This window comes from Microbacterium sp. LMI12-1-1.1 (assembly GCF_040676455.1).
In the GTDB taxonomy this organism is placed as follows: Bacteria; Actinomycetota; Actinomycetes; order Actinomycetales; family Microbacteriaceae; genus Microbacterium.
This window is the reverse complement of sequence record NZ_JBEGIA010000016.1, coordinates 1-24,423: the sequence shown is the minus strand read 5'-3', so window position 1 is coordinate 24,423 and position 24,423 is coordinate 1. Positions and strand designations below refer to the sequence as shown.

Sequence of the window (24,423 nt, the reverse complement as noted above, 5' to 3'; positions counted from 1 at the left end):
GACTCCCGCACCGCGGGATACCGACTCCCGCCTGGGCGGGAAGTGAAACGAAGGAAGAAGAGATGCCGAAGCAGAAGACCCACTCGGGCGCCAAGAAGCGCTTCAAGGTCACAGGCACCGGGAAGCTCATGAAGCAGCAGGCGAACCTTCGCCACAACTTCGAAGGCAAGCCCAGCCGCCGTACCCGCCGCCTGTCGCAGGACCAGGTCCTCGCGAAGGGCGACGCCAAGGTCGCCAAGAAGCTCCTCGGCCTCTGAGCGCCGACGCAGGAATAGGAATCAATCGAAATGGCTAGAGTCAAGCGGGCCGTCAACGCCCACAAGAAGCGTCGCGTCATCCTCGAGCGCGCCTCCGGTTACCGGGGCCAGCGCTCGCGTCTGTACCGCAAGGCGAAGGAGCAGGTCACCCACTCGCTCGTCTACGCGTACCGCGACCGTCGCAAGCGCAAGGGCGACTTCCGCCGTCTGTGGATCCAGCGCATCAACGCCGCTGCCCGCCAGAACGGCATCACGTACAACCGCTTCATCCAGGGCCTCGGCCTCGCGGGTGTGCAGGTCGACCGTCGCATGCTCGCCGAGCTCGCGGTGAACGAGCCCAAGACGTTCGCGTCGCTCGTCCAGACCGCCAAGAAGGCGCTGCCCGAGAACGTCAACGCTCCGAAGAGCGCCTGACGCCGGTTCGCCGTCTCGAAAGGGGCGTCCTCCTCACGGGGGCGCCCCTTTTCGCGTCCGCCGCCCCCGCGTTCCCTGCTCCGCCGCCCCCGCGTTCCCCGCTCCGTCGCTCCGCGCTGACCGCGAGACCCCACCCGACGGACGAGACCCCGGGGTTCTCCCACCGTCTCGTCCGTCCGCTGGGGTCTCGCGCTGAGGTGGCGGCGGAATCCGTGGCGGCGGGAGGATGCCGCGACCCTAGACTGATGCCGTGCTCGAGAACCCTCGCTCTCCGCGTGTCCGCGCCGTCGCGAAGCTGACCAAGCGGAGCGCCCGTCAGGAGACGGGGCTGTTCCTGCTCGAGGGGCCGCAGGCGGCCCGCGAGGCGCTGGCGTACCGTCCGGAGACGCTCGTGGAGATCTTCGCCACGCCGTCCGCACTCGAGAAGCACACCGACCTGCGCGACGCCGCGATGGATGCCGGTCTGGAGGTCGTGTACACGACCGAGGCGGTGCTCGACGCGATGGCCGACACCGTGACGCCCCAGGGGATCGTCGCCGTCGCCCGGCAGTCGCCGACGTCGGTCCGCGACGTGTTCGCGGCGTCACCGCGCCTCGTCGCGATCTGCGAGGAGGTCCGCGACCCGGGCAACCTCGGCACCATCATCCGGGCGGCCGACGCCGCCGGGGCGGATGCCGTCATCCTCACCGGGCGCACGGTCGACCCTTACAACCCGAAGGTCGTCCGCGCGACGACCGGCTCGCTCTTCCACGTGCCGGTCGCCGTCGGCGTCGACCTCGCGACGGCGGTCCAGAAGGCCCGCGCGGCCGGAGTCCGCGTCATCGCGGCCGACGTAGGGGGAGGGGACTTCCTCGCCGCCCGCGACGTGCTCGCCGAGCCGACCGCGTGGCTGTTCGGCAACGAGGCCCGCGGCCTCGACGACGACGCCCTCGCGCTGGCGGACCTCTCGCTGCGACTGCCGATCTACGGCGCCGCCGAGTCGCTGAACCTCGCGACGGCCGCCAGCGTGTGCCTGTACGAGACCGCCTTCGCGCAGCGCGCCGCCGGTTGACCCTGCGCTGTTCCCGCGCTGTTACAACACGGTAAAGACGCGGCGCGCTACTGGTAGAGCCTCCCCGCGGCGCCATAGGGTGACCGTATGACGACGCCCGATGACAGCTCGCCGAAGACGTCGAACATCAACGTCCGTCGCGGCGATCCCCTGGTCCAGATCACCGACGTGCAGAAGCACTACGGCGACTTCCAGGCACTCAAGGACATCGACCTGACGGTCAATCGCGGCGAGGTCGTCGTGGTTATCGGCCCGTCGGGGTCTGGAAAGTCCACCCTGTGCCGCACGATCAACCGCCTCGAGACGATCACGAGCGGCACCATCACGATCGACGGCAAGGAGCTTCCCAAGGAGGGGAAGGAGCTGGCGACGCTGCGCGCGGACGTCGGCATGGTGTTCCAGTCCTTCAACCTCTTCGCCCACCTGTCGATCCTCGACAACGTCACGCTCGGGCCGCTCAAGGTGAGGGGCATGAAGAAGGCGGATGCCGAGAAGATGGGTCGTCAGCTGCTCGAGCGCGTCGGTGTCGCTCAGCAGGCGGCGAAGCTGCCGGCGCAGCTCTCCGGCGGACAGCAGCAACGCGTCGCGATCGCGCGCGCCCTCGCCATGCAGCCCAAGGTCATGCTCTTCGACGAGCCCACCAGCGCGCTCGACCCCGAGATGATCAACGAGGTGCTCGACGTCATGGTCGGCCTCGCCCAGGACGGCATGACGATGATCGTCGTCACCCACGAGATGGGCTTCGCGCGCAAGGCGGCCGATCGCGTCGTCTTCATGTCCGACGGGCAGATCGTCGAGGAGGCGACCCCGGAGGAGTTCTTCACGAGCCCCCGGAGCGACCGCGCGAAAGACTTCCTCTCGAAGCTGCTGACCCACTGAGACTCGCGCCTCACAGCGGCGCGGAAACGAAGAAGACGCATACGCAACCCAGGAGGAATCACATGCGCAAGACACGAATCAGCGCCTCGATCGCGGGAATCGCGCTCGCGGCCATCGCCCTGACCGCTTGCAACAGCGGCACGCCGGGTGCGGACCCGACCGAGGACGGCGGCGACGGCGGCGACGACACCACCGCGCTGTGGGAGGTCGCGACGGACGTCCAGATCGAGGGCAGCCCGACATTCGACGCCATGACCGAGCGTGACGGCGTCATCGTGGGTGTCAAGAACGACCAGCCCGGTCTGGGCTACGAGGATGCCACCACCGGTGAGCGCACCGGCTTCGATGTCGACATCGCACGCTGGATCGCGGCATCCCTCGGATTCGACGAGGACCAGATCGAGTACGTCACCATTCCCTCGGCCAACCGCGAGCAGGCGCTCGTGAACGGGGACATCGACTACTACGTCGGCACCTATTCGATCACCGACACCCGCAAGGAGCTGATCGACTTCGCCGGTCCGTACTTCCTCACGGGTCAGGGCCTGCTCGTCGCGGCCGACAACGAGGACATCAACGGCCCCGACGACCTCGAGGGCAAGATCGTCTGCTCGGTGACGGGCTCGACGCCGCTGCAGCGCATCCGCGATGAGTTCAACCCCGGCGACACCGTCGAGTACGACACGTACTCGCAGTGCGTCGAGCAGCTGCTCGCCGGCTCGGTCGACGCCATCACGACCGACGAGGCGATCCTCGCCGGCTACGTCGCGCAGCGTCCTGACGAGCTGAAGATCGCGGGTGAGCCCTTCAGCGAAGAGCGCTATGGCGTGGGCGTGGCCAAGGGCGACACCGTCATGGTGGAGCACATCAACACGCTGCTGACCGACGGCGGCGACGTCTGGACGGCGCTCTTCGATGAGCACCTGGCGCCCGCCGGCATCACGGGCACGCAGCCCGAGGTCGACCCGGCCTCGTGACGCACGGTGGTGGCGGCGCCTCACGCGTCGCCACCACCTCCCCGGCGTGACGACTACGAGAGGAGTGGGCCGCTGAACGTCATCACCGACAACTGGGATGTCTGGGCCGAAGGCCTGATCGGGACGCTGATCCTGTTCGTCGCGGGAGGGCTCCTGGCTCTCATCCTCGGGATCATCGTGGGCGCGATGCGCGTCTCGCCGATCCCGGTAGCGCGGAGCATGGGGTCGCTCTACGTGAACACGATCCGCAACACCCCGCTCACGCTGGTGTTCTTCGCGTTCGCCTTCGCGCTTCCGCCGCTGCTCGGACTTCGTCTCACTGCCGACGTGTCCCTCACGCTGGCCGTGTGCGCGCTCGGCATCTATACGGCGACATACGTCGCCGAGACGATTCGCTCGGGCATCAACACCGTTCCGGTCGGTCAGGCCGAAGCGGCACGTGCCATCGGCCTCACGTTCGGGCAGGTCATGACGCTGGTCGTCATGCCGCAGGCGTTCCGCTCCGTGATCCCGCCGATGATGAGCGTCTTCATCGCACTGCTGAAGAACACGACCGTAGCCGCAGGCTTCGGCGTGGTGAACCTCGGCGCCGCCCGGAACTACCTGAGCGAGCGCGGTGCCAACCAGATGCTCGTCATCATCTGGGTCATGATCATCTTCGTCGTGCTCGTCCTGCTGCTCTCCTGGGCGCAGCGAGCGCTCGAGAACAAGTGGAGGGTCGCCCGATGAGTTCCGTCCTCTACGACGTTCCCGGACCCCGCGCGATCGTCCGCAACCGCATCCTCGGTGTCATCACCGTCGTCGTGGTCGCCGCGGTCCTGGGCTTCTTCCTCTGGCGGCTGATCGACACCGGCCAGTTCACAGCCGAGAAGTGGCAGGCCTTCACCTACACGAACGTGTGGGTCCAGATCGGCCTGGCCACGCTCCGCACGCTCGCCGCGTTCGCCGTCGCCGCGATCGGCGCACTCATCCTGGGCTTCGCGCTCGCGATCGGCCGGATGTCCGATCACGCGTGGATTCGCGTGCCCGTCGGTGCGGTCGTGGAGTTCCTGCGCGCCGTGCCCGTCCTGGTCTTCATGTTCCTGCTGTACTACGGGCTCCCTGTCATCGGAATCCGGATGGCGCCCTACTGGGCCGTCGTCATCGCGCTCATCGCCTACAACGGCTCGGTTCTCGCCGAAGTCATCCGTGCCGGCGTGGAGTCGCTCCCGCGCGGCCAGAAGGAAGCCGGCTACGCGATCGGCCTTCGCAAGTCCGGCGTCATGCAGCTCGTGCTGCTGCCGCAGGCGATCCGAGCAATGATGCCGGTGATCATCGCCCAGTTGGTCGTGACATTGAAGGACACGGCGCTCGGTTTCATCATCACCTACCCCGAGCTGCTGTTCTACGCACGCTTCATCGGCTCGCAGTCAGAGCTCGGGTCGCCGATCATCCCGGCGACGATGATCGTCGGCGCGATCTACATCGGCCTGTGTCTCATCCTCTCGTTCGTCGCGAACACCGTCGAGAAGCGACTGCGTCGCTCGTCGGTCGGCGTGCGGATCGCGCAAGCCGAGCAGCCGACCCAGGAGATCACAGACACCGAGCTCATCGTGACGCAGCGGGGAACGGGGTCACCCGGCTGAGCCCGCACAGAACGCGGCGGGGCGAGGCATCCGCTCTCGGTAGACTCGGTTCTCGTGTCTGATGCTCACGAGATCACGCCCGAGGCGGTGGAGGCGGCCGTTCAGGCGGCGCTCGACGCCGTCGCCGCGGCCGGCGACACGGCCGCGCTGAAGGCCGCCCGCTCCGCGCACGCTGCCGAGGGCTCGCCGCTGGCGAAGCTCAACGCGCGACTGCGGGAGGTGCCGAACGACAAGAAGGCCGAGTTCGGCAAGCTCGTCGGTCAAGCTCGCGGCCGGGTGACCCAGGCGTTCGCGGCGCGCGAGGAGGAGCTCGCCGCGGCGGAGACCGCTGCGAAGCTCGAGGCGGAGCGCGTAGACATCACCGCATTGGCGGCCCGCGCGCGCGTCGGCTCGCGGCATCCGATCTCCCTCCTCCAGGAGCAGATCGCCGACATCTTCGTGGGCATGGGCTGGGAGATCGCGGAGGGTCCCGAGCTCGAGCACGAGTGGTTCAACTTCGACGCGCTGAACTTCGACGTCGACCACCCGGCGCGTCAGATGCAGGACACGTTCTTCGTCGACCCGGTCGAGCGACACCTCGTGATGCGCACGCACACCAGCCCCGTCCAGGTGCGCTCGATGCTCGAGCGCGACCTGCCGCTGTACGTGCTGTGCCCGGGGCGGGTCTACCGCACCGACGAGTTCGACGCGACGCACCTGCCGGTCTTCACGCAGTTCGAGGGCATCGTCGTCGACAAGGGCATCACGATGGCCCACCTCCGCGGCACGCTCGACCACGCCGCCAAGGTGCTGTTCGGCGCGGAGGCGAAGACCCGCTTCCGAGCGAACTTCTTCCCCTTCACCGAGCCGTCTGCCGAGCTGGACCTCTGGCACCCGACCTTCAAGGGCGGCGCGCGGTGGATCGAGTGGGGCGGCTGCGGCATGATCAACCCCAACGTGCTGCGCGCGGCCGGGATCGACCCTGAGGAGTACTCGGGCTTCGCGTTCGGCATGGGCGTCGAGCGCACGCTCATGTTCCGCAGCGACGTCCAGGACATGCGCGACATGGCCGAGGGCGATGTCCGCTTCAGCGAGCAGTTCGGAATGGTGGTCTGATGCGCGTCCCGCTCTCATGGTTGCGTGAGTACGCCGACGTTCCGGCGGATGCTTCGCCCGAGGACGTCCTCGCGGCGCTCGTGCGCGTCGGCTTCGAGGAGGAGGACGTCCACCGCTTCGAGCTGCAGGGCCCCATCGTCGTCGGCGAGGTGCTCGAGTTCGTCGAGGAGCCGCAGTCCAACGGCAAGACGATCCGCTGGTGCCAGGTGCGCGTCGCACCCGACGGCGAGCCCGCCGCGGACGGCGGCGACGCGGTGCACGGCATCGTCTGCGGTGCCCGCAACTTCTTCGCGGGCGACAAGGTCGTCGTCACCCTTCCGGGCGCCGTGCTTCCCGGACCGTTCCCGATCGCGGCGCGCAAGACGTATGGGCACGTGTCGGACGGCATGATCGCCTCCGCGCGCGAACTCGGCCTCGGCGAGGAGCACAACGGAATCCTCCGGCTCGTCGAGCTGGGCATCGACGCGCCCGTCGGCACCGACGCGATCTCGCTGCTGGGCCTCGACGACGTCGCCGTCGAGATCAACGTGACTCCCGACCGCGGGTACGCACTCTCGATCCGGGGCGTCGCCCGCGAGTACTCGCACTCGACCGGTGCCGCATTCCGCGACCCCGCCGAGCGCGCGTGGGACGAGATCGCACCCGGCCAGGGTTTCCCCGTCACCGCCGACGACGCCGCACCCATCCGCGGCCGTGCGGGCGTGACCGAGTTCGTCGCCCGTGTCGTGCGTGGCGTCGACCCCACCAAGCCCACGCCGGCGTGGATGATCGCGCGCCTGTCGCTCGCCGGCATCCGTTCGCTCGGCATCCTGATCGACATCACGAACTACGTGATGCTCGAGCTCGGCCAGCCCATCCACGGCTATGACCTCGACAAGCTGCAGGGCGGGATCACGGTGCGCCGAGCCACCGCGGGCGAGAAGCTCGAGACGCTCGACGGCAAGGTCCGGACGCTCGATGTCGAAGACCTGCTCATCACGGACGAGTCCGGCCCGATCGGTCTCGCGGGCGTCATGGGCGGTGGCGCCACCGAGATGAGCGACGCGACGCGCAACGTGCTCATCGAGGCCGCGACGTTCGACACCGTCTCGATCGCGCGCACGGCGCGCCGGCACAAGCTGCCCAGCGAGGCCTCACGCCGCTTCGAGCGCGGCGTCGACCCGCTCGTGCCGTTCGTCGCCGCGCGCCGGGTCGCCGACCTGATGGAGGAGTACGCCGGGGGCACGAGCGACGACGAGTACGGCGCCGCGCTCTTCGCCGAGGTGTTCATGCCCGGCATCGAGCTTCCGCCGCTGTTCGTGCAGCACCTCATCGGGGTCGACTACACGCCCGGGCAGATCGAGGCGGCGCTCCGCCTCATCGGCTGCGAGGTCGTGCCGGCCGAGGACGACGCCGCCGGCTGGCAGGTCATCCCGCCGTCGTGGCGCCCCGACCTCACCGACAAGTGGACGCTCGCCGAGGAGGTCGCCCGCATCGAGGGCTACGACCGCATCCCGTCGGTGCTGCCGCTGCCCCCGTCGGGCCGCGGGCTCACCCCCGCCCAGCAGGGCCGCAGTCGGGTCGCCAACGCGCTCGCGGCCGCCGGGTACGTCGAGACGCCGTCGTTCGGATTCACCACCGAGGAGCAGAACGACCTGCACGGCTCGCCCTCGGGCGAGCACCTGCCGAGCGTCAAGCTGGCGAACCCGCTCGACGGCCAGTCGCCGTTCCTGCGCCGCTCGCTCGTGCCGGGACTGCTCCAGGTCGCGCACCGCAACGTGGCGCGCGGACTGACCGACCTGTCGCTGTTCGAGACCGGTGTCGTCTTCCTCCCCGAGCCCGGAGTGCAGTACGGCACGTCGCACGTGCCCCCGCTGGCCGTGCGCCCGGATGCCGCGACGCTGACCGAGCTCGACGCCTCCATCCCGCCGCAGCACCGCCACATCGCCGTGCTGCTCACGGGCAACCTCGTGGCCAAGCAGCCCGGTGTGGCGCCGGTGGCGGCAGAGCTCGCCGATGCTCTGGACGCCGTCCGCACCATCGCCGCGGCGGCGGGCGTCACGATCGACGTGGCACAGTCGGAGCGCGCCGCGCTGCATCCGGGCCGCACGGGCGTGCTGTCGGTCGCCTCGGCGAGCGCGGGGGATCGCTTGGAGGTGGGCTACGTCGGCGAACTGCTGCCGGCGGTGGCCGAGGCATCCGATCTTCCCGGTCGCGTGATCGTCGCCGAGCTCGATCTCGATCTCGTCCTGTCGCTGGCGGGCGAGAAGGTCGTCGCCGCGTCGCTGTCGGGCTTCCCGGCCGCGACGCAGGACGTGTCGCTCGTACTGCCCGCCGATGTGCCGGCCGCCGAGGTGCAGGCCGCGCTCGCCGAGGGGGCGGGCGAGCTGCTGGAGTCGCTGCGGCTCGTCGACGACTACCGCGGACAGGGTGTGCCCGAGGGCGCGAAGAGCCTGACGTTCGCGCTGCGCTTCCGCGCTCCCGACCGGACGCTCACCGCCGCCGAGGCCACCGAGGCGAAGCTGGCCGGCGTCGCCGCGGCGACCGAGCGCTTCGGTGCGACCCTGCGCGAGTAGCGCGAGCACGAGTCCACCATGGATGCCGCCTCCTGACGGGGCGGCATCCGTCGTTCCGGCGGCGCGGTCCCTCAGCCGCCGCCCGGCCGAGCCGGTCGAGCGCGTGACGCCGCCTCGATGGCCTCGCCCAGCTGCGCGATGCCCTCCCGCACGGCTTCGTCGTCGATGTTCCCGAACCCCAGGACGAGCGCCGGCGGCAGATCGCTTCGCGCTCGTGCGAACGACGCCAGACCCGTGACGCGCAGCGAGCGGTCGGTCGCCTCGGCGACGACGCTGAGCTCGTCGACGCCCGGCGGCAGGCGGAGGATGCCGTGGAACCCGGCGGCGAGTCCGGTCAGGGAGGCTGTCGGGAGGAGGCGTTCGAGAGTGTTGAGGACCACCGCGCGCCGAGCCGAGTAGACGCTCCGCATTGCGCGGACGTGCTTGTCGTGGCGGCCGGACTCGATGAGCATGGCGAAGGCGAGCTCTTCGAGCGCAGGGCCGCCGCGGTCCGCGACGAGTCGTCGCGCGGCGAGGTCGTCGGCGAGCGGCCCTGGTGCCGCGATCCAGCCCACGCGGGTCGCGGGGGCGTGCGTCTTGCTCGCCGACCCGATGAGCACCACGCGATCGGGCGCGAGACCCTGGAGCGCGCCGACCGGCGTGCGGTCGTAGCGGAACTCGGAGTCGTAGTCGTCCTCGATGATCCAGGCGCCGGTGTCTGCTGCCCACTCCATGAGCTCGAGCCGGCGAGCTGCCGACAGCACGACGCCGGTCGGAGACTGGTGCGCCGGTGTGACGAGCACGGCGTGAGCTCCGGCATCCACCAGCAGGTCGGCGCGGACGCCGTCCGCATCCACCGGGATCGGTGCGAGCTGGATGCCGGCGGCCCGGGCCACGCCATCGACGCTCCGGTCTCCGGGATCCTCCACCGCGAGCACGCGCACGCCGCACGCCGCGAGGGCGGGCAGCACCAGAGCGAGCGCCTGGGCGAACCCCTGGCACAGCAGCACGTGATCGGCGGCCGTCGCGGCGGCGCGCACGCGCCGCAGATGGTCCGCGATCGCCGCCCTTGCCCGCGGGTGACCTCGGCCGTCCGCATAGTCGAGATCGCTCGACCTGATCCGCCGCGTCGCCTCGCCGTGCGCCCATGCCCAATCGGCCGCGGGGAACCTGCGCAGGTCGGGAACCCCGGGGCGCAGGTCCCAGCGCGGCGGTGCGACGCCGGCGCGCGGCGGCGGCGTCTGGCTCGCCGGAACGGCGCCGGACGAGACGCGGGTGCGCGCACCCGCGCGCGAGACCAGGTACCCCTCGGCGCCGAGCTGCTCGTAGACCCGGACGATGGTGCCGCGGGCGACACCGAAGTGCTCCGCGAGCTCGCGCGTCGACGGCACTGCGTCTCCTTCGCGGAGGACGCCGGCGCGGACCGCGTCCCGCAGCGCGGCTTGCAGCCGTGTTCCCCACCGGGGGCCGGCTGCCACGGCGAGCGCGAGCGAGAGATCCGAAGTGGTCCAGTTCTGCGACATCCCAGTGGACCATACCACTGGACCACTTGCGCCGTAGTCTTCTGACGCCGGAAGCTCCGGCGGTGGGAGGAGGGGCAGACATGGGCTCGACGGTGCTGTACGTCACGGTCTCGGTCGATGGGTACGCGGCCGCACCCGGGGACGACCTGTCCCGGCTGCATCGGTGGCTCGACGATGCCGGACCGCAGGGCGGCGACGACGTCGCGAGGGAACTGGTCGAACGATTCCGCAGCGCGGGCGCCATCATCTTCGGCCGCCGCACCTGGGACGCAGGCCAGGAGCCATGGGGCGACGATGACGTCTTCTCGAGCCCGGTGTTCGTGGTGACGCACGAGTCTCGGGCACCCGAAGCCAGGAACGGCACGCTGTTCACCTACGTCTCGGGCGAGCCGTCGAGCATCCTGGCGCAGGCGAAGGCCGTCGCGGGCGACGCCGAGGTGGTGATCATGGGAAGTCCGCACACGGCGCAGCAGTTCCTCCGCGCCGGCCTCGTGGACCTGCTCCTCCTGCACATCGCTCCCGTGCTGGTGGGCGGTGGGATCCCGCTGTTCGCCGACCTGCCGGCATCCCACGAACTGGAGCTTCTCTCCTGGCGTCGGGCGCGCGACGTGTTCGCCGTGGAGTATGCCGTGCTCCCCGCCGACGGACGCTGAGAGCACGGGCTGCAGGGGTCCGGCGACGGGGCCGGGGCTCTGGCCACCCCGCGAGCGCGTCTGGTTGGGTGGTGACATGACCGACGTGCTGGTGCTGGGCGGGACGGGCTGGTTGAGCGGGCGCATCGCCGAGCGGTGGACGGATGCCGGCGCCGCCGTCACCTGCCTCGCTCGAGGCGGGCGGGAGGCACCGTACGGCGCCGCTCTCGTCGTCGGCGACCGGGACGCAGCCGACGCCTACGCCCCGGTGGCGAGCCGGGACTGGGACGAGATCGTCGATGTCTCATCGAATCCGGCGCACGTCGCATCCGCCCTCGAGGCGCTGAGCGACCGGATGCGGCACTGGACGTACATCTCGACGGTGTCGGTCTACGCCGCGGACGACGAGCCCGGCGCCGACGAATCTGCCGGACTGCTCCCGCTCGGCGACCCCGGCGCGGACGAGGACTACGGTCGCGCGAAAGTGCGGGCCGAGGCATCCGTCCGAGAGTCGCTCGGTTTCCGCGCGGCGATCGTTCGCCCGGGCCTCATCGTGGGCCCCGGTGACCCCACCGACCGGTTCGGCTACTGGGTCGGGCGGTTCGCACTCGCCGGCGACGAGGATGTGCTCGCGCCAGAGACGCCGGATCGTGGCGCGCAGGTGATCGATGTCGACGACCTCGCCGAGTTCGTGCAGGCGATCGGGCGAGAGCGGTGGACCGGCGTCGTGAACGCGGTGGGCGATCCCGTCGGCCTCGACCGGCTGCTCGCAGACGCCCGTGAGGTGGCCGGGCACACAGGATCCGTCGTGTCGGCGGACGATGCCTGGCTCGAGGCGCAGGGGGTGGCGTACTGGATGGGTCCGCGCTCGCTGCCGCTGTGGCTGCCCGCCGGCATGCCGGGTTTCTGGACCCGCTCGAACACCGCGTACCGGCTGCTGGGGGGCCGGCTGCGCCCTCTGCGCGAGACGCTCGCGCGCACGCTGGCGGACGAACGCGAGCGCGGCCTGGCCCGCGAGCGCCGCGCGGGTCTCACGCGCGACGAGGAGCTCGGGCTGCTGCGCGAGCTCCTGGTGTGATCCCGGCGAGAGCCGCTCGCGCTCGCATTCGATTTGCGGATGCCGCGACCGGGCGGCTATCGTCGGCCCATGCCTTCGGCGACCCAGGGACTTCCGACGCTCCTTCCGAGCGTCGCTCCCGCGCGCCGACGCCGTCTGGGCGAGCGCCGACTCTAGGCGACCCCCGCACCGCCGTCCTCGTCAGGGACGTCTGCGAGCGGGCGTCGCCGTCTCCGGCCCGCAGCCCCAGACTCTAAGGTGGAATCCATGACATATTCGGTCGCCGTTTCCGGCGCATCCGGCTATGCGGGCGGCGAGATCCTGCGGATCCTCGCCGCGCATCCCGACGTCGAGATCCGCACCGTGACCGCGCACTCCAACGCGGGACAGCCGCTCATCCAGCACCAGCCGCACCTGCGGTCGCTCGCTCACCTCACCCTCGAGCAGACCACGCCGGAGGTGCTCGCCGGGCACGACATCGTGTTCCTGGCGCTCCCGCACGGGCAGTCGGGGCAGTACACCGACGCGCTCGGCGACACGCCCCTGGTGATCGATGCGGGCGCCGACCACCGTCTCGAGTCGGTCGCCGACTGGGATCGCTTCTACGGCGGCGACTTCCACGACCCGTGGGTGTACGGCGTTCCCGAGCTCCCCGTCGCCGGCTCGAAGCAGCGGGACCGGCTCGTCGGTGCGACCCGGATCGCCGCGCCGGGCTGCAACGCCTCGACCGTGAGTCTGAGCCTCGCTCCGGGCGTCGCGGCCGGAGTCGTCGACCCTTCCGACATCGTGACGGTGCTGGCGGTCGGACCGTCGGGCGCCGGCAGGAGCCTCAAGACGAACCTCCTGGCCAGCGAGGTCCTCGGCACGGCGAATCCGTACGCGGTGGGCGGCACGCACCGGCACATCCCCGAGATCCGCCAGGCCCTCGCCGCCGCGCGCAGCGCCCGGTCGTTGAGCGAGCGAGGAACGTGGTCGTTGAGCGAGCTTGCGAGTCGAGACGCAGAGACGAAACGCCCCGAGCATGCCGACGACGTCTCGTCTCGCTTCGCTCGCTCAACGACCGATGCCGCGGACCAGGGCATCCGGATCTCGTTCACCCCCGTTCTGGTGCCCATGTCGCGCGGCATCCTCGCCACGTCGACGGCGCCCATCGCGCCCGGTGCGACCGACGACGAGATCCGCGCCGCGTGGGAGGCCGCCTACGGCGACGAGACGTTCGTGCAGCTGCTGCCGGCGGGGGAGTTCCCGCGCACGGCCGACGTGCTGGGCGCGAACACGGCGCTGATGGGTCTGGCGATCGACCGGGCTGCGAACCGGGTGGTCGTCGTGACGGCCGTCGACAACCTCGTCAAGGGCACGGCCGGAGCCGCCGTGCAGTCCATGAACATCGCGCTGGGCCTCGCCGAGGGCACCGCGCTCACCGTGAACGGAGTTGCCCCGTGAGCGTCACCGCGCCCCAGGGATTCGAAGCGGCGGGCGTCGCCGTCGGGCTCAAGTCGACCGGCAAGCCCGACGTGGCCGTGGTCGTCAACCGTGGGCCGCTCAAGGTCGGCGCCGCAGTCTTCACGAGCAACCGCGCGAAGGCGAACCCGATCCTGTGGTCGCAGGAGGTGGTCCGCGACGGCGTGGTCGAGGCCGTCGTGCTCAACTCCGGTGGCGCGAACTGCTTCACCGGTCCGTTCGGCTTCCAGACCACGCACCAGACCGCCGAGAGGGCCGCGGAGCTGCTGGGCGTGAGTGCCGGCGACATCCTGATCTGCTCGACGGGGCTGATCGGCACCGGCGACGAGGTCTTCCGCGGCAAGGTGCTCACCGGCACCGAGCAGGGCATCGCCGAGCTCTCCGTCGACGGCGGCGAGGCGGCATCCCTCGCCATCATGACCACCGACTCGCGGCCCAAGCGCTCCGCCGTGACGAAGGACGGCTGGTCGATCGGGGGCATGGCGAAGGGCGCCGGGATGCTGGCACCCGGCCTCGCCACCATGCTCGTGGTGATCACGACCGACGCCGTCCTCGACGCCGCCCAGGCCGACGCGGCGCTGCGTCAGACGACCGGGCGCACATTCGACCGGCTGGACTCCGACGGCTGCATGTCGACCAACGACCAGGTCACCCTCATGGTGAGCGGGGCGTCGGGCGTCACGCCCGATCCGGATGCCTTCGCCGCGGCGCTCGGCGACGTCTGCAAGGACCTCGCGCAGCAGCTGCAGGGCGACGCCGAGGGCGCGAGCCACGACATCACCATCCAGGTCATCAACGCCGCTTCCGAGCAGGACGCCGTCGAGGTGGGCCGCTCGGTCGCCCGCAACAACCTGTTCAAGGCAGCGATCTTCGGCAACGACCCGAACTGGGGCCGCGTGCTCGCCGCCATCGGCACCACGCAGGCCGAGTTCGACCCCTACGACGTGGACGTGTGGATGAACGGCGTCCGCGTGTGCTCGCATGGGGGCCCCGACGCGCCGCGAGAGGACGTCGATCTGACGCCCCGCGCGACCGATCTCATCATCGACCTGAAGGTCGGGGCGGCGGAGGCGACGATCCTCACCAACGACCTCACTCACGACTACGTCCACGAGAACAGCGCCTACTCCTCATGACTGACCTGCAAGAGACCGATCCCGGCGAAGCCAGCGCGCGCGCCGTGACCCTCATCGAGTCGCTGCCCTGGCTCCGGCGGTTCCGCGACCAGATCGTCGTGGTGAAGTACGGCGGCAACGCGATGGTGAGCGAGGAGCTGCAGGATGCCTTCGCCGCCGACATCGCCTACCTCCGCTACGTCGGGGTGAAGCCGGTCGTGGTGCACGGCGGGGGCCCTCAGATCTCGTCGATGCTCGATCGCCTGGCGATCCCGAGCGAGTTCAAGGGCGGCTACCGCGTCACCTCCACCGAGGCGATCTCGGTGGTGCGGATGGTGCTCACCGGGCAGATCAATCCGCAGCTCGTGTCGAAGATCAACGCGCACGGCCCCGTCGCCACGGGGCTCAGCGGTGAGGACGCGGGCCTGTTCGGCGGCCGCCGCCGCGGCGTGGTCATCGAGGGCGTCGAGCACGACCTCGGCCGGGTCGGAGATGTCGTCGAGGTCGATCCGCAGCCCGTCCTCGACCAGCTCGCGGCGGGCCGCATCCCCGTGGTGTCGAGCATCGCTCCCGACCTCGACCACCCCGGGCACTCGCTGAACGTCAACGCGGATGCCGCGGCATCCGCCCTCGCTGTCGCGCTGGGCGCCGCGAAGCTCGTCGTGCTCACCGACGTGGCCGGGCTCTACGCCGACTGGCCCAACCGCGACTCGCTCGTGTCGCACCTGACCTCGACGGAGCTTCGGGCGATGCTGCCGACGCTCGAGTCGGGCATGATCCCGAAGATGGCGGCGTGCCTGGAGGCCGTCGAGGGCGGCGTGGAGACCGCTGCCATCATCGACGGACGGGTGCCGCATTCGGTGCTCGTGGAGATCTTCACCAGCAAGGGAATCGGAACAGAGGTGGTGCTCGGATGACGTGGCAGGACGATGCGGGGCGCGACCTCGTGAGAAGCTTCGGCGCTCGCATGCAGATGTTCGTCCGCGGTGAGGGCTCGTACCTCTGGGACGCGGACGGCAAGCGGTACCTCGACTTCCTCGCCGGAATCGCGGTGGACTCGCTCGGCCACGCGCACCCGGTGTTCGTCGACGCGATCGCGACCCAGGCGGCGACGCTGGCCCACGTGTCGAACTACTTCGCGACGCCGCCGCAGCTCGCCCTCGCGGCGACGCTGAAGCGTCTCGCCGGCACCGGCGACGACGGGCGCGTGTACTTCGGCAACTCGGGCGCCGAGGCGAATGAGGCCGCGTTCAAGCTCACCCGCCTGCACGGCGGCGCCGAGCGCCCGCGGATCCTCGCGCTGAACGACGCGTTCCACGGGCGGACGATGGGAACGCTCGCCCTCACCGGCAAGCCGTACATGCAGGAGCCCTTCCTGCCGATGACTCCGGGCGTCGAGTTCATCGACTCGACGGTGGAGGCGCTCGAGGCGGCGATCGACGACCGCGTCGCCGCGCTGTTCGTCGAGCCCGTCAAGGGCGAGGCGGGCGTGCTCCCGCTGCCGGAGGGCTACCTCGCCGCGGCCCGCGAGATCACCGAGCGGCACGGGGCGCTGCTCATCATCGACGAGATCCAGACCGGCGCCGGCCGCACGGGGGAGTGGTTCGCCTTCCAGCACGAGGGCATCACCCCTGACGCGATCACGGTCGCCAAGGGCATCGGCGGCGGCTTCCCGATCGGCGCGCTCATCACCTTCGGCAGCGCGAGCGAGCTGTTCTATCCCGGCACGCACGGCTCGACCTTCGGCGGCAACGCGCTCGGCACCGCCGTCGCGGCGGCCGTGCTGGGCGAGATCGAGCGCGCCGACCTGGTCCGCAACGCCGCCGAGCGGGGCGCCCAGCTGCAGGCGGCGATCGAGGGCATCGACTCCGCGCTGATCGACGGATGCCGCGGCACGGGGCTCCTGATCGGCGTCGGGCTGCGGCATCCCGTCGCCAAGGCGCTGGTCGCTGCGGCGCAGGAGCACGGGCTGGTCATCAACGCGCCGAACGACGAGACCATCCGCCTCGTCCCGGCGCTCACGATCGGCGACGTCGAGATCGACGAGTTCGTCGAGCTCTTCACGGCATCGCTGCGCACGGTGGAGGACGCCCTGGTCCTCGAGTCCCCGACGGAGGTTCCCGCATGACCCGCCACCTGCTGCGCGACGACGACCTGACCCACGCCGAGCAGGACGAGATCCTCGATCTCGCCGTCGCGCTGAAGAAGGACCGCTGGAAGCTCAAGTCCCTCGAAGGACCGCAGACGGTGGCCGTCATCTTCGACAAGTCCTCCACGCGCACGCGCGTGTCGTTCGCCGTCGGCATCGCCGACCTCGGCGGGTCGCCCCTCATCATCTCGACAGCCAACAGCCAGCTCGGCGGCAAGGAGACCCCGGCCGACACGGCCCGCGTGCTCGAGCGCCAGGTCGCCGCGATCGTGTGGCGCACCTACGCGCAGGCCGGCCTCGAGCAGATGGCCGAAGGCACGCGTGTACCGGTCATCAACGCGCTCAGCGACGACTTCCACCCCTGCCAGCTGCTCGCCGACCTGCTCACGATCAAGGAGCACAAGGGCGAGCTGAAGGGGCTCACACTGGCGTTCTTCGGTGACGGCAAATCGAACATGGCGCACTCCTACGTGCTCGCCGGAGTCACGGCGGGCATGCACGTGCGCGTCGCATCGCCCGAGACGTACGCCCCGCGTGATGACGTGATCGCCGACGCGGACCGCCGTGCGGCCGAGACCGGCGGATCCGTCACCCTCTACACCGACGCGAACGAGGCGGCGGCCGGCGCAGACGTGATCGTCACCGACACCTGGGTGTCGATGGGCAAGGAGGAGGAGAAGCTCGAGCGGCTGCGCGACCTGGGCGGGTACAAGGTGACCCAGGAGCTCATGGCTCTCGCGCAGGACGACGCGATCTTCATCCACTGCCTTCCCGCCGACCGCGGGTACGAGGTCGACGCCGAAGTGATCGACGGGCCGCAGAGCGTGGTCTGGGACGAAGCCGAGAACCGGCTCCATGCCCAGAAGGCCCTGCTCGTCTGGCTCCTCCGCCAGGACTGACCGCGTCGGCGCGCAGGGGTCCCGGTCGGTGAGCGAGCGAAGCCAGACGGAGCGCGCCGTGGTGCATGAGGACGGCTGGCTCGCGTCGCGCTGGATCCGGCTGAGCGGCCCCGGCCGCATCGGCGGGGTCGATCTCGCGCGCGGGCTGGCGGTGCTCGGCATGTTCGCGGCGCACCTGCTGTGGATCACCGGGTCCTTCGACTGGACCCGGCCCGACACCTGGATCACGGTCGTCGAGGGCCGGTCGTCGATCCTGTTCGCGACACTCGCCGGCGTCTCCATCGGCCTGATGACAGGCGGACGGATGCCGCTGCCCGCGGCACGCATGACCACGGCGCGCGGGCGGCTCGCCGTCCGGGCGGGTCTGCTGTGGGTCCTCGGCATCCTGCTCATCGCCACGGGCGTACCGGTGTACGTGATCCTCCCGGCTTACGCCCTGATGTTTCTGCTCGCGCTCCCGCTGACATCGCTGCCGGCCCCCGTGCTGCTGCCGCTCGCGGGGGCGCTGGCCGTCGTCATGCCCTTCGTGCAGGTCCTTCTCGACGCGCTGCCGCTGTGGACGTCGCCCGCCGGGCCTGCGGTGTCGACGGCCCTCGGCTGGCACTATCCGTTCACGACGTGGATCGCGTTCGTCGTCGCGGGACTCGGCGTTGCGCGATCCGGGGTGACCCGCCTGCGGGTGCAGGTGTGGCTGGTCGTGGCCGGCGCACTCCTCGCCGCGGCCGCCTACGGGGCGGATGCCGCCACCGGCGCACGCCCCGAGGCGGAGGCGGCCTCGTTCCTCGGGGCGCTCTGGACGGCGCGACCGCACTCCACGGGTCTGCTCGAGGTCGTCGGGTCCGGGGGCTTCGCCCTCGCCGTGCTCGGCGTGTGCCTGCTCCTGTGCCGCACCGTGGTGCGGTGGGTGGTGCTGCCGCTGCGCGCCGTCGGCGCGATGCCGCTCAGTGCGTACACGCTGCAGCTGGTCGTGTGGGCGGCGATCGCGACCGCGACCCTCGACCGCGTCGGCGACCTCGCCGGGTTCCGGGAGCTGCAGCCGTTCTGGCCGCTCACCATCGCCACCGTCGTGCTCTGCACCGCGTGGGCGCTTCTCATCGGCCGCGGCCCGCTCGAGACCGCGCTGGATGCCGCCTCGCGCTTCGCCGTCCCGGGCGACCGCCGATCCGGCGGCGGGGCTGACGAGCGAGGGCGCACGAGCCCTGCGGATAGGCTTGTCGAGTGAGTGAATCGAAGGCTGACGGCACCAACGAAGGCGCACTGTGGGGAGCCCGCTTCGCCACGGGACCGTCCCCGGAACTGGCAGAGCTCAGCCGATCGACGCATTTCGACTGGGACCTCGCGCTCTACGACATCGCCGGCTCGCACGCGCACGCCAAAGCGCTCGCCGCCGCCGGGTACCTCACCTCTGACGAAGAGCTCGCCATGCACGACGGGCTCGACGTGCTCGCGCGAGGCCTGACCGAGGGCACACTGCGGCCCGCGGCATCCGATGAAGACGTCCACGGCGCACTCGAGCAGGCGCTGATCGGTGTCGTCGGCGCGGAGCTGGGCGGCAAGCTGCGCGCCGGCCGCAGCCGCAACGATCAGATCGCGACGCTCGTGCGGATGTACCTGCTCGACCACTCGCGCACGGTCGCGCGCGAGATCCTGCGTCTCGTCGATGCCCTCGTCGCGCAGGCGGAAGCGCACCCCGACGCCGTCATGCCCGGTCGCACCCACCTGCAGCACGCGCAGCCGGTGCTGCTGGCCCATCATCTGCAGGCGCACGCCTGGCCGCTGCTGCGCGACCTCGAGCGCCTGCGCGACTGGTCCGCCCGCGCCGCGGTGTCGCCGTACGGCGGCGGCGCGCTCGCCGGCTCGACGCTCGGGCTGGATCCGCAGCTCGTCGCGCGCGAGCTCGGTCTCGACCGGCCCGCCGAGAACTCGCTCGACGGCACGTCGTCGCGTGACGTGGTCGCCGAGTTCGCGTTCATCGCGGCGATGATCGGCATCGACGTCTCGCGCTTCGCGGAGGAGATCATCCTCTGGAACACGCGCGAGTTCGGCTTCGTGACGCTCGACGACGGATATTCGACGGGTTCGAGCATCATGCCGCAGAAGAAGAACCCCGACATCGCCGAGCTCGCCCGCGGCAAGGCGGGCCGGCTCATCGGCAACCTCACCGGGCTGCTGGCGACCCTCAAGGCGCTCCCGCTCGCGTACAACCGCGACCTGCAGGAGGACAAGGAGCCGGTCTTCGACTCGGTGCGCACGCTCGAGACCGTCCTGCCGGCGTTCGCCGGCATGGTGGCGACGATGCGGTTCCACACCGACCGCATGGCGGCGCTCGCCCCCCAGGGCTTCTCGCTCGCGACCGATGTCGCCGAGTGGCTCGTCAAGCGCGGCGTGCCCTTCCGCGATGCGCACGAGATCTCGGGCCACCTGGTGCGCGTCTGCGAGGACAACGGGATCGAGTTGCACGAGGTCACCGACGAGCAGCTCGCGTCGGTGTCGGCGCACCTGTCGCCCGAGGTGCGCGAGGTGCTGAGCGTCGAGGGCTCCGTCGCGAGCCGCACCGGCGTCGGCGGGACGGCTCCGGTCAGAGTGGCCGAGCAGCGGACCGAGCTGATCCAGCGCGTGCAGGCGACCGCCCACGCCCTCGGACTCTGAGCCTCGGGCTCCGGCCGGCGATCACCAGATCGCGAGGCGGACGAGCGCGCCGACCACGCACGCCCACACCAGGCTCGCGAGGGTTCCGATGATGAACCGCTCCCGTGCCTCGGCGCTGGCGAGCTCGGAGAACCGGCCGATGCCCTTCAGCGCCACCACCACAGCGATCGCCTCGGGGAACCCGGCGATGATCCCGAGCGCGACCGCGACGCGTTCGAGGTAGCCGATGGTGGTGCCGCCGCGCATCACCTCGCGGACGGCGCCTTCGCCGGCGACCGCTCCCGGCAGGGACGGGGCACGCAAGAGGATGCCGCCGTTGTCGCCCTCTTCCACGCGGCCGTGGCTGGCGATGTCGAGTATGCGACGCGTGATGGGGTTCCCGCCGAGGACCGCCAGGGTGGTTCCGAGCAGTGCGATGCCCAGGCCGAGGAGCAGCGGCACGTCGACGGGCGAGACCGTCACCGCCAGCAGGCACAGCACGACGAGGACGCCCGCGACGATGAGCGGCACGTCGGTCGGCCGGCGCAGGCTGACGACCACCAGCACGAGCGCTGCGCACAGAGCGACGAACAGGAAGATCGAGAGCGCGGCGGTCAGCACGACGTCGGGGAGGACCATGGCGTCAGTCTGGCACGAGCCCCGGACGGCGCCCGGGTGCGGCATCCCGTACGCGCGAAGCCGGTCGTCGCCGTCGCGCTCACCCGCGTTCGGGCGGCGAGACGGTGCGCGCCCCGTCGTCCAGGCGCGCGAGCACGCGTGCCAGTGCGGGGACGGCGGCCTCCTCGACGCGCAGCGCCGCTGCCTTGGCGCGCAGGCTGATCGCGCCCTCCGACACGCCCAGGCGTGCGGCGGCGTCGCGCTGGGTGAGTCCGTCGGCGAGCAGGTCGTAGACCTCCCACCCCTCCGGCGTGCGGCGGTCGCGCAGCTCGATGAGAAGGCGGACGAGCGCTTCGGCGTCCTCTCCGCCCGCGGGTGCGGTGACGGCCAGCCGGGTCGGTGTCTTCTTGGCGCGATCGACAGCGTCCCTCGCGTTGATGAAGGCCTCCCCGCGTGCCGCCCGGACGCTCTGCGGGAGCGGCGACTCGACCGCGCCGACACCGACGCCGACGGCCCATTCGCCGGCCCTGGTCAGCTCGAGAACGATCGACAGAGCCGCCGAGGCGTCGGCGACGGCGACCTGCAGCTCGTCGCCGGCCGTGCGCTCGGGCGGCAGTGCGAGCCCTCCGCTGCCGTGGCGCGTGACGACGGCGAGAGCGGACGGGACGGCGTCGGCGTTGACACGGCTGGCGCGCTGATCGGCGGTGAGGACGTACATCGCTTTCCTTTAGTCCAGGAGATTGAGTAGTGGCAAGTTTAGCATTGAAGCTATATGTAGACAGCCTCTTGGCTAAAGCAATGTCGACTTCAGCTAGATAGCTATAGCGATCTCACAACGTAGCCGCCTGGGCAGCACTCATCCCGGCCACGCACGGGCCGCCGCATCTGCGCTGATAGCCTGGCTCGCGTGTCTGAAACCCTCGTGAGCGCGACCGCGCCTGCGATCGACCCGGCGTTCGAGAACGTGTGGGACGAGATCGTATGGCGTGGACTCGTGCATGTGTCCACCGATCAGGAGGCGTTGCGCGCCCTTCTCGCCGGGGACCCGATCACGTATTACTGCGGCTTCGACCCGACTGCGCCGAGTCTGCACCTCGGCAACCTCGTGCAGCTTCTGACGATGCGCCGCCTGCAGCTCGCGGGCCACAGGCCGCTGGGCCTCGTGGGCGGATCGACCGGCCTCATCGGCGACCCGCGCCCCTCGGCCGAGCGCACGCTCAACACCAAGGAGACGGTGAACGAGTGGGTCGGGTACCTGCAGTCGCAGGTCGAGCGATTCCTCAGCTTCGAGGGTGATAACGCCGCACGCATCGTCAACAACCTCGACTGGACGGCGCCCATGAGCGCCATCGACTTCCTGCGCGATATCGGCAAGCACTACCGCGTCGGCACGATGCTCAAGAAGGAGGCGGTCGCCGCGCGCCTGAACTCCGAGGCGGGCATCAGCTACACCGAGTTCAGCTACCAGATCCTGCAGGGCATGGACTACCTGGAGCTCTACCGCCAGTTCGGGTGCGTCCTGCAGACCGGCGGCAGCGATCAGTGGGGCAATCTCACCAGCGGCACCGACCTCATCCACCGCGTGGAGGGTGCATCGGTGCACGCCATCGGCACCCCGTTGATCACCAACAGCGACGGCACGAAGTTCGGCAAGAGCGAGGGCAACGCCATCTGGCTCGATGCCGCGATGTGCAGCCCGTACCGCATGTACCAGTTCTGGCTCAACACCGACGACGCCGACGTGGTGCAGCGCCTCAAGATCTTCACGTTCCTCACGCGGGCCGAGATCGAGGAGTACGAGAGGCTCGTCGTCGAGGAGCCGTTCCGTCGCGCCGCGCAGAAGCGCCTGGCGCTGGAGGTCACCACCCTCGTGCACGGGACGGATGCCGCGGCGGCGGTGATCGCGGCATCCGAGGCGCTCTTCGGCCAGGGCGACCTCGTTGCGCTCGATGCGACGACGCTGCGCCACGCGCTCGAGGAGCTGCCGAACGCGGCCGTGCCGGCAGGGTCCGCCGTGGTGCAGGCGCTCGTCGACACGGGACTGGTCGCGAGCCTGTCGGAGGGTCGCCGGGCGATCGCGCAGGGTGGGGTCTCGCTGGACGGTGTGAAGATCGAGGACGACGCCGCGACGGTGACGGGTGCGCTGCCCGGCGGAGTCTCCGTGCTCCGGCGCGGCAAGAAGACGCTCGCGGGCCTCTTCGTCGGCTGACGCGGCGCGGTGAGCAGCGCGACGCCGGCGACAGGGTGACGGATGCCGTTCACCCCGAGCCACGCTGTCGTCGCGCTGCCGTTCCTCCGCTCGCCGCTGGTGCCCGCCGCGATCGCGATCGGCGCGATGGCGCCGGATCTGCCGCTGTTCGTCCGAGGACTCCCGCTTCACTACGGCCGCACGCACGCGTTCGGGTGGCTGCCGGCGACGGTCCTTCTCGCGCTCGTCCTGCTGCTCGCCTGGCGGTGCGTTCTGCGGCCCGCCGCGCGTGAGCTGTCGCCGCGATGGCTCGCCGCGCGGCTGCCGGGGGAGTGGGATGCCGGCGCCGGCGCCGCGTGGCGAGAGACGTTCGCGATCGCTCCGCCCGGCGGGCGGCGTGTGCCGTGGACCGGGATGCTGGTGCTGGTCGTCTCGCTGCTCATCGGCGTCGTGAGTCACATCGTGTGGGACCTGTTCACGCACGAGGGCCGGTGGGGCACGATTGCGATCCCCGCGCTCGCGGCGGACTGGGGAGCGCTGCCCGGCTACAAGTGGCTGCAGCACGGGTCGAGCGTGGCCGGTCTCGCGATCATCGGCGTGTGGATGCTGGTGTGGCTGGGCCGACGACCGGCCGCGGCATCCGTTCCGCGCGTTCTGGCCGATGCCGTGCGCTGGGCGTGGTGGGTCTCGCTCCCCGTCGTGCTCGCGGCGGCCTGGGCGTGGGGCCTCGCGGCGCACGGTCCGCTCGACGCCGAGTTCACCGCCGCGCATCTCGCGTACCGGGTGCTTCCGCCGGCGTGCGCGGTATGGGGTGCGTCGACGGTGGTCGTGTGCATCGTGATCCAGGTGCTGCGCCGGCGCGCGGTCTCGAAGGGTGTTCACGGTGAGAACCGCGGAATCACGGGGCTCTAGACCGACGACACGCCCGGGATGTGGGGTGGATTCGACGGCGGGGGCGGTTCGGCGTAATGTTCTTGTTGTTCGCCCCAAAGGGTAGAGCGGAAGGCCGGAAGGCCTGGCTCCCCTCAAGCAGTGAACGACCTCCACTCCTGAAGATCCGCTTCACGGATCGTCCGCTTGCGGACAGGTGTGGAACCTCGTTCGAGGAGCTCCGGTCGATTTGACGGGATCGCTTCGGCGAGATAAGATAGTGAAGTTGCCCAGCCGGGGCAGCGAGTCGAGAGATTCGCGCTGGCTGGTGCGTCCGATCTTTGAGAACTCAACAGCGTGCACTTGTCAAATGCCAATTTTTGTATCCTCGCTGACCATTTGTTTGGTTGGTGGGGGTCCTTTTTGGATCAATTCATGGATGTCAGTTTGA

At 70.5% G+C, this 24,423-nt stretch carries 23 protein-coding genes; 20 read left to right on the top strand and 3 right to left on the bottom strand.

Annotation, left to right across the window (positions count from 1 at the left end; all coding sequences use genetic code 11):
* Positions 1-62 precede the first annotated feature (62 nt).
* The 9 genes from rpmI (at position 63) to pheT (ending at position 8,853) form a co-directional block, all read left to right on the top strand.
* Positions 63-257 (top strand): 50S ribosomal protein L35, encoded by a 195-nt coding sequence (gene rpmI, locus MRBLMI12_RS18215; protein WP_349427083.1) that lies wholly within the window; start codon positions 63-65, stop codon positions 255-257.
* Positions 258-287: 30 nt separating this feature from the next.
* Complete coding sequence (gene rplT / locus MRBLMI12_RS18210; protein ID WP_045297244.1) at positions 288-671, top strand: 50S ribosomal protein L20; 384 nt, start codon at positions 288-290, stop codon at positions 669-671.
* 250 nt (positions 672-921) lie between these two features.
* Positions 922-1,722 carry a TrmH family RNA methyltransferase gene (locus tag MRBLMI12_RS18205; RefSeq protein WP_363357671.1) on the top strand — a complete coding sequence of 267 codons (801 nt, stop codon included), beginning with the start codon at positions 922-924 and terminating at the stop codon, positions 1,720-1,722.
* Positions 1,723-1,809: 87 nt separating this feature from the next.
* The gene (locus tag MRBLMI12_RS18200) at positions 1,810-2,601 is read left to right on the top strand and encodes an amino acid ABC transporter ATP-binding protein (RefSeq protein ID WP_414686233.1); all 792 of its coding nucleotides are present in this window, start codon (positions 1,810-1,812) and stop codon (positions 2,599-2,601) included.
* Between the two features lie 62 nt (positions 2,602-2,663).
* Complete coding sequence (locus MRBLMI12_RS18195; RefSeq protein WP_349427086.1) at positions 2,664-3,578, top strand: glutamate ABC transporter substrate-binding protein; 915 nt, start codon at positions 2,664-2,666, stop codon at positions 3,576-3,578.
* 72 nt (positions 3,579-3,650) lie between these two features.
* Positions 3,651-4,307 carry an amino acid ABC transporter permease gene (locus MRBLMI12_RS18190; RefSeq protein ID WP_363358228.1) on the top strand — a complete coding sequence of 219 codons (657 nt, stop codon included), beginning with the start codon at positions 3,651-3,653 and terminating at the stop codon, positions 4,305-4,307.
* Positions 4,304-5,203, top strand: coding sequence for an amino acid ABC transporter permease (locus MRBLMI12_RS18185; RefSeq protein ID WP_363357670.1), 900 nt, complete (start codon positions 4,304-4,306; stop codon positions 5,201-5,203). Before MRBLMI12_RS18190 ends, MRBLMI12_RS18185 begins: the two co-directional genes overlap by 4 nt.
* 54 nt (positions 5,204-5,257) lie before the next feature.
* Positions 5,258-6,298: a phenylalanine--tRNA ligase subunit alpha gene (gene pheS, locus MRBLMI12_RS18180; protein WP_363357669.1), complete on the top strand. Its 1,041-nt coding sequence runs from the start codon at positions 5,258-5,260 to the stop codon at positions 6,296-6,298.
* Positions 6,298-8,853, top strand: a complete 2,556-nt coding sequence (gene pheT, locus MRBLMI12_RS18175) for a phenylalanine--tRNA ligase subunit beta (RefSeq protein ID WP_363357668.1) — start codon at positions 6,298-6,300, stop codon at positions 8,851-8,853. Before pheS ends, pheT begins: the two co-directional genes overlap by 1 nt.
* Positions 8,854-8,924: 71 nt before the next feature.
* Here pheT and MRBLMI12_RS18170 read toward each other — a convergent pair whose 3' ends face one another.
* Positions 8,925-10,355, bottom strand: a complete 1,431-nt coding sequence (locus MRBLMI12_RS18170) for a PLP-dependent aminotransferase family protein (RefSeq protein ID WP_363357667.1) — start codon at positions 10,353-10,355, stop codon at positions 8,925-8,927.
* An 80-nt stretch (positions 10,356-10,435) separates the two neighbouring features.
* Here MRBLMI12_RS18170 and MRBLMI12_RS18165 point away from each other — a divergent pair, with 80 nt between their 5' ends.
* The 9 genes from MRBLMI12_RS18165 to argH all read left to right on the top strand — a co-directional run bounded on the left by MRBLMI12_RS18165 (position 10,436) and on the right by argH (position 20,317).
* On the top strand, positions 10,436-11,008 hold the full coding sequence (locus MRBLMI12_RS18165) for a dihydrofolate reductase family protein (protein WP_363357666.1): 573 nt from the start codon (positions 10,436-10,438) through the stop codon (positions 11,006-11,008).
* 76 nt (positions 11,009-11,084) lie between these two features.
* Positions 11,085-12,065 carry an NAD-dependent epimerase/dehydratase family protein gene (locus MRBLMI12_RS18160; protein WP_363357665.1) on the top strand — a complete coding sequence of 327 codons (981 nt, stop codon included), beginning with the start codon at positions 11,085-11,087 and terminating at the stop codon, positions 12,063-12,065.
* Between the two features lie 246 nt (positions 12,066-12,311).
* Positions 12,312-13,487: an N-acetyl-gamma-glutamyl-phosphate reductase gene (locus MRBLMI12_RS18155; protein WP_363357664.1), complete on the top strand. Its 1,176-nt coding sequence runs from the start codon at positions 12,312-12,314 to the stop codon at positions 13,485-13,487.
* Positions 13,484-14,641 (top strand): bifunctional glutamate N-acetyltransferase/amino-acid acetyltransferase ArgJ, encoded by a 1,158-nt coding sequence (gene argJ / locus MRBLMI12_RS18150; RefSeq protein ID WP_363357663.1) that lies wholly within the window; start codon positions 13,484-13,486, stop codon positions 14,639-14,641. Before MRBLMI12_RS18155 ends, argJ begins: the two co-directional genes overlap by 4 nt.
* The gene (gene argB / locus MRBLMI12_RS18145; protein ID WP_349427095.1) at positions 14,638-15,537 is read left to right on the top strand and encodes an acetylglutamate kinase; all 900 of its coding nucleotides are present in this window, start codon (positions 14,638-14,640) and stop codon (positions 15,535-15,537) included. The genes argJ and argB overlap by 4 nt, the downstream gene beginning before the upstream one ends.
* A complete protein-coding gene (locus MRBLMI12_RS18140) occupies positions 15,534-16,748 on the top strand; it encodes an acetylornithine transaminase (RefSeq protein WP_363357662.1) in 1,215 nt (404 codons plus the stop codon). Before argB ends, MRBLMI12_RS18140 begins: the two co-directional genes overlap by 4 nt.
* Positions 16,745-17,668: an ornithine carbamoyltransferase gene (gene argF, locus MRBLMI12_RS18135; protein ID WP_349427097.1), complete on the top strand. Its 924-nt coding sequence runs from the start codon at positions 16,745-16,747 to the stop codon at positions 17,666-17,668. The genes MRBLMI12_RS18140 and argF overlap by 4 nt, the downstream gene beginning before the upstream one ends.
* Before the next feature lie 28 nt (positions 17,669-17,696).
* The gene (locus MRBLMI12_RS18130; RefSeq protein ID WP_363357661.1) at positions 17,697-18,890 is read left to right on the top strand and encodes a heparan-alpha-glucosaminide N-acetyltransferase domain-containing protein; all 1,194 of its coding nucleotides are present in this window, start codon (positions 17,697-17,699) and stop codon (positions 18,888-18,890) included.
* Positions 18,887-20,317, top strand: a complete 1,431-nt coding sequence (gene argH, locus MRBLMI12_RS18125) for an argininosuccinate lyase (RefSeq protein ID WP_363357660.1) — start codon at positions 18,887-18,889, stop codon at positions 20,315-20,317. Before MRBLMI12_RS18130 ends, argH begins: the two co-directional genes overlap by 4 nt.
* A 21-nt stretch (positions 20,318-20,338) precedes the next feature.
* Here the strand turns inward: argH and MRBLMI12_RS18120 are convergent, their stop codons facing one another.
* The gene (locus MRBLMI12_RS18120; RefSeq protein WP_363357659.1) at positions 20,339-20,935 is read right to left on the bottom strand and encodes a hypothetical protein; all 597 of its coding nucleotides are present in this window, start codon (positions 20,933-20,935) and stop codon (positions 20,339-20,341) included.
* Between the two features lie 79 nt (positions 20,936-21,014).
* On the bottom strand, positions 21,015-21,632 hold the full coding sequence (locus tag MRBLMI12_RS18115; RefSeq protein ID WP_363357658.1) for a DNA-binding protein: 618 nt from the start codon (positions 21,630-21,632) through the stop codon (positions 21,015-21,017).
* 204 nt (positions 21,633-21,836) lie between these two features.
* On the opposite strand from MRBLMI12_RS18115, the gene tyrS reads away from it, so the two are divergent.
* Together tyrS and MRBLMI12_RS18105 are read left to right on the top strand one after the other, a co-directional pair.
* Positions 21,837-23,123, top strand: a complete 1,287-nt coding sequence (gene tyrS / locus MRBLMI12_RS18110; protein ID WP_404909887.1) for a tyrosine--tRNA ligase — start codon at positions 21,837-21,839, stop codon at positions 23,121-23,123.
* Positions 23,124-23,165: 42 nt separating this feature from the next.
* The gene (locus tag MRBLMI12_RS18105; RefSeq protein WP_363357656.1) at positions 23,166-24,014 is read left to right on the top strand and encodes a DUF4184 family protein; all 849 of its coding nucleotides are present in this window, start codon (positions 23,166-23,168) and stop codon (positions 24,012-24,014) included.
* Positions 24,015-24,423 lie beyond the last annotated feature (409 nt).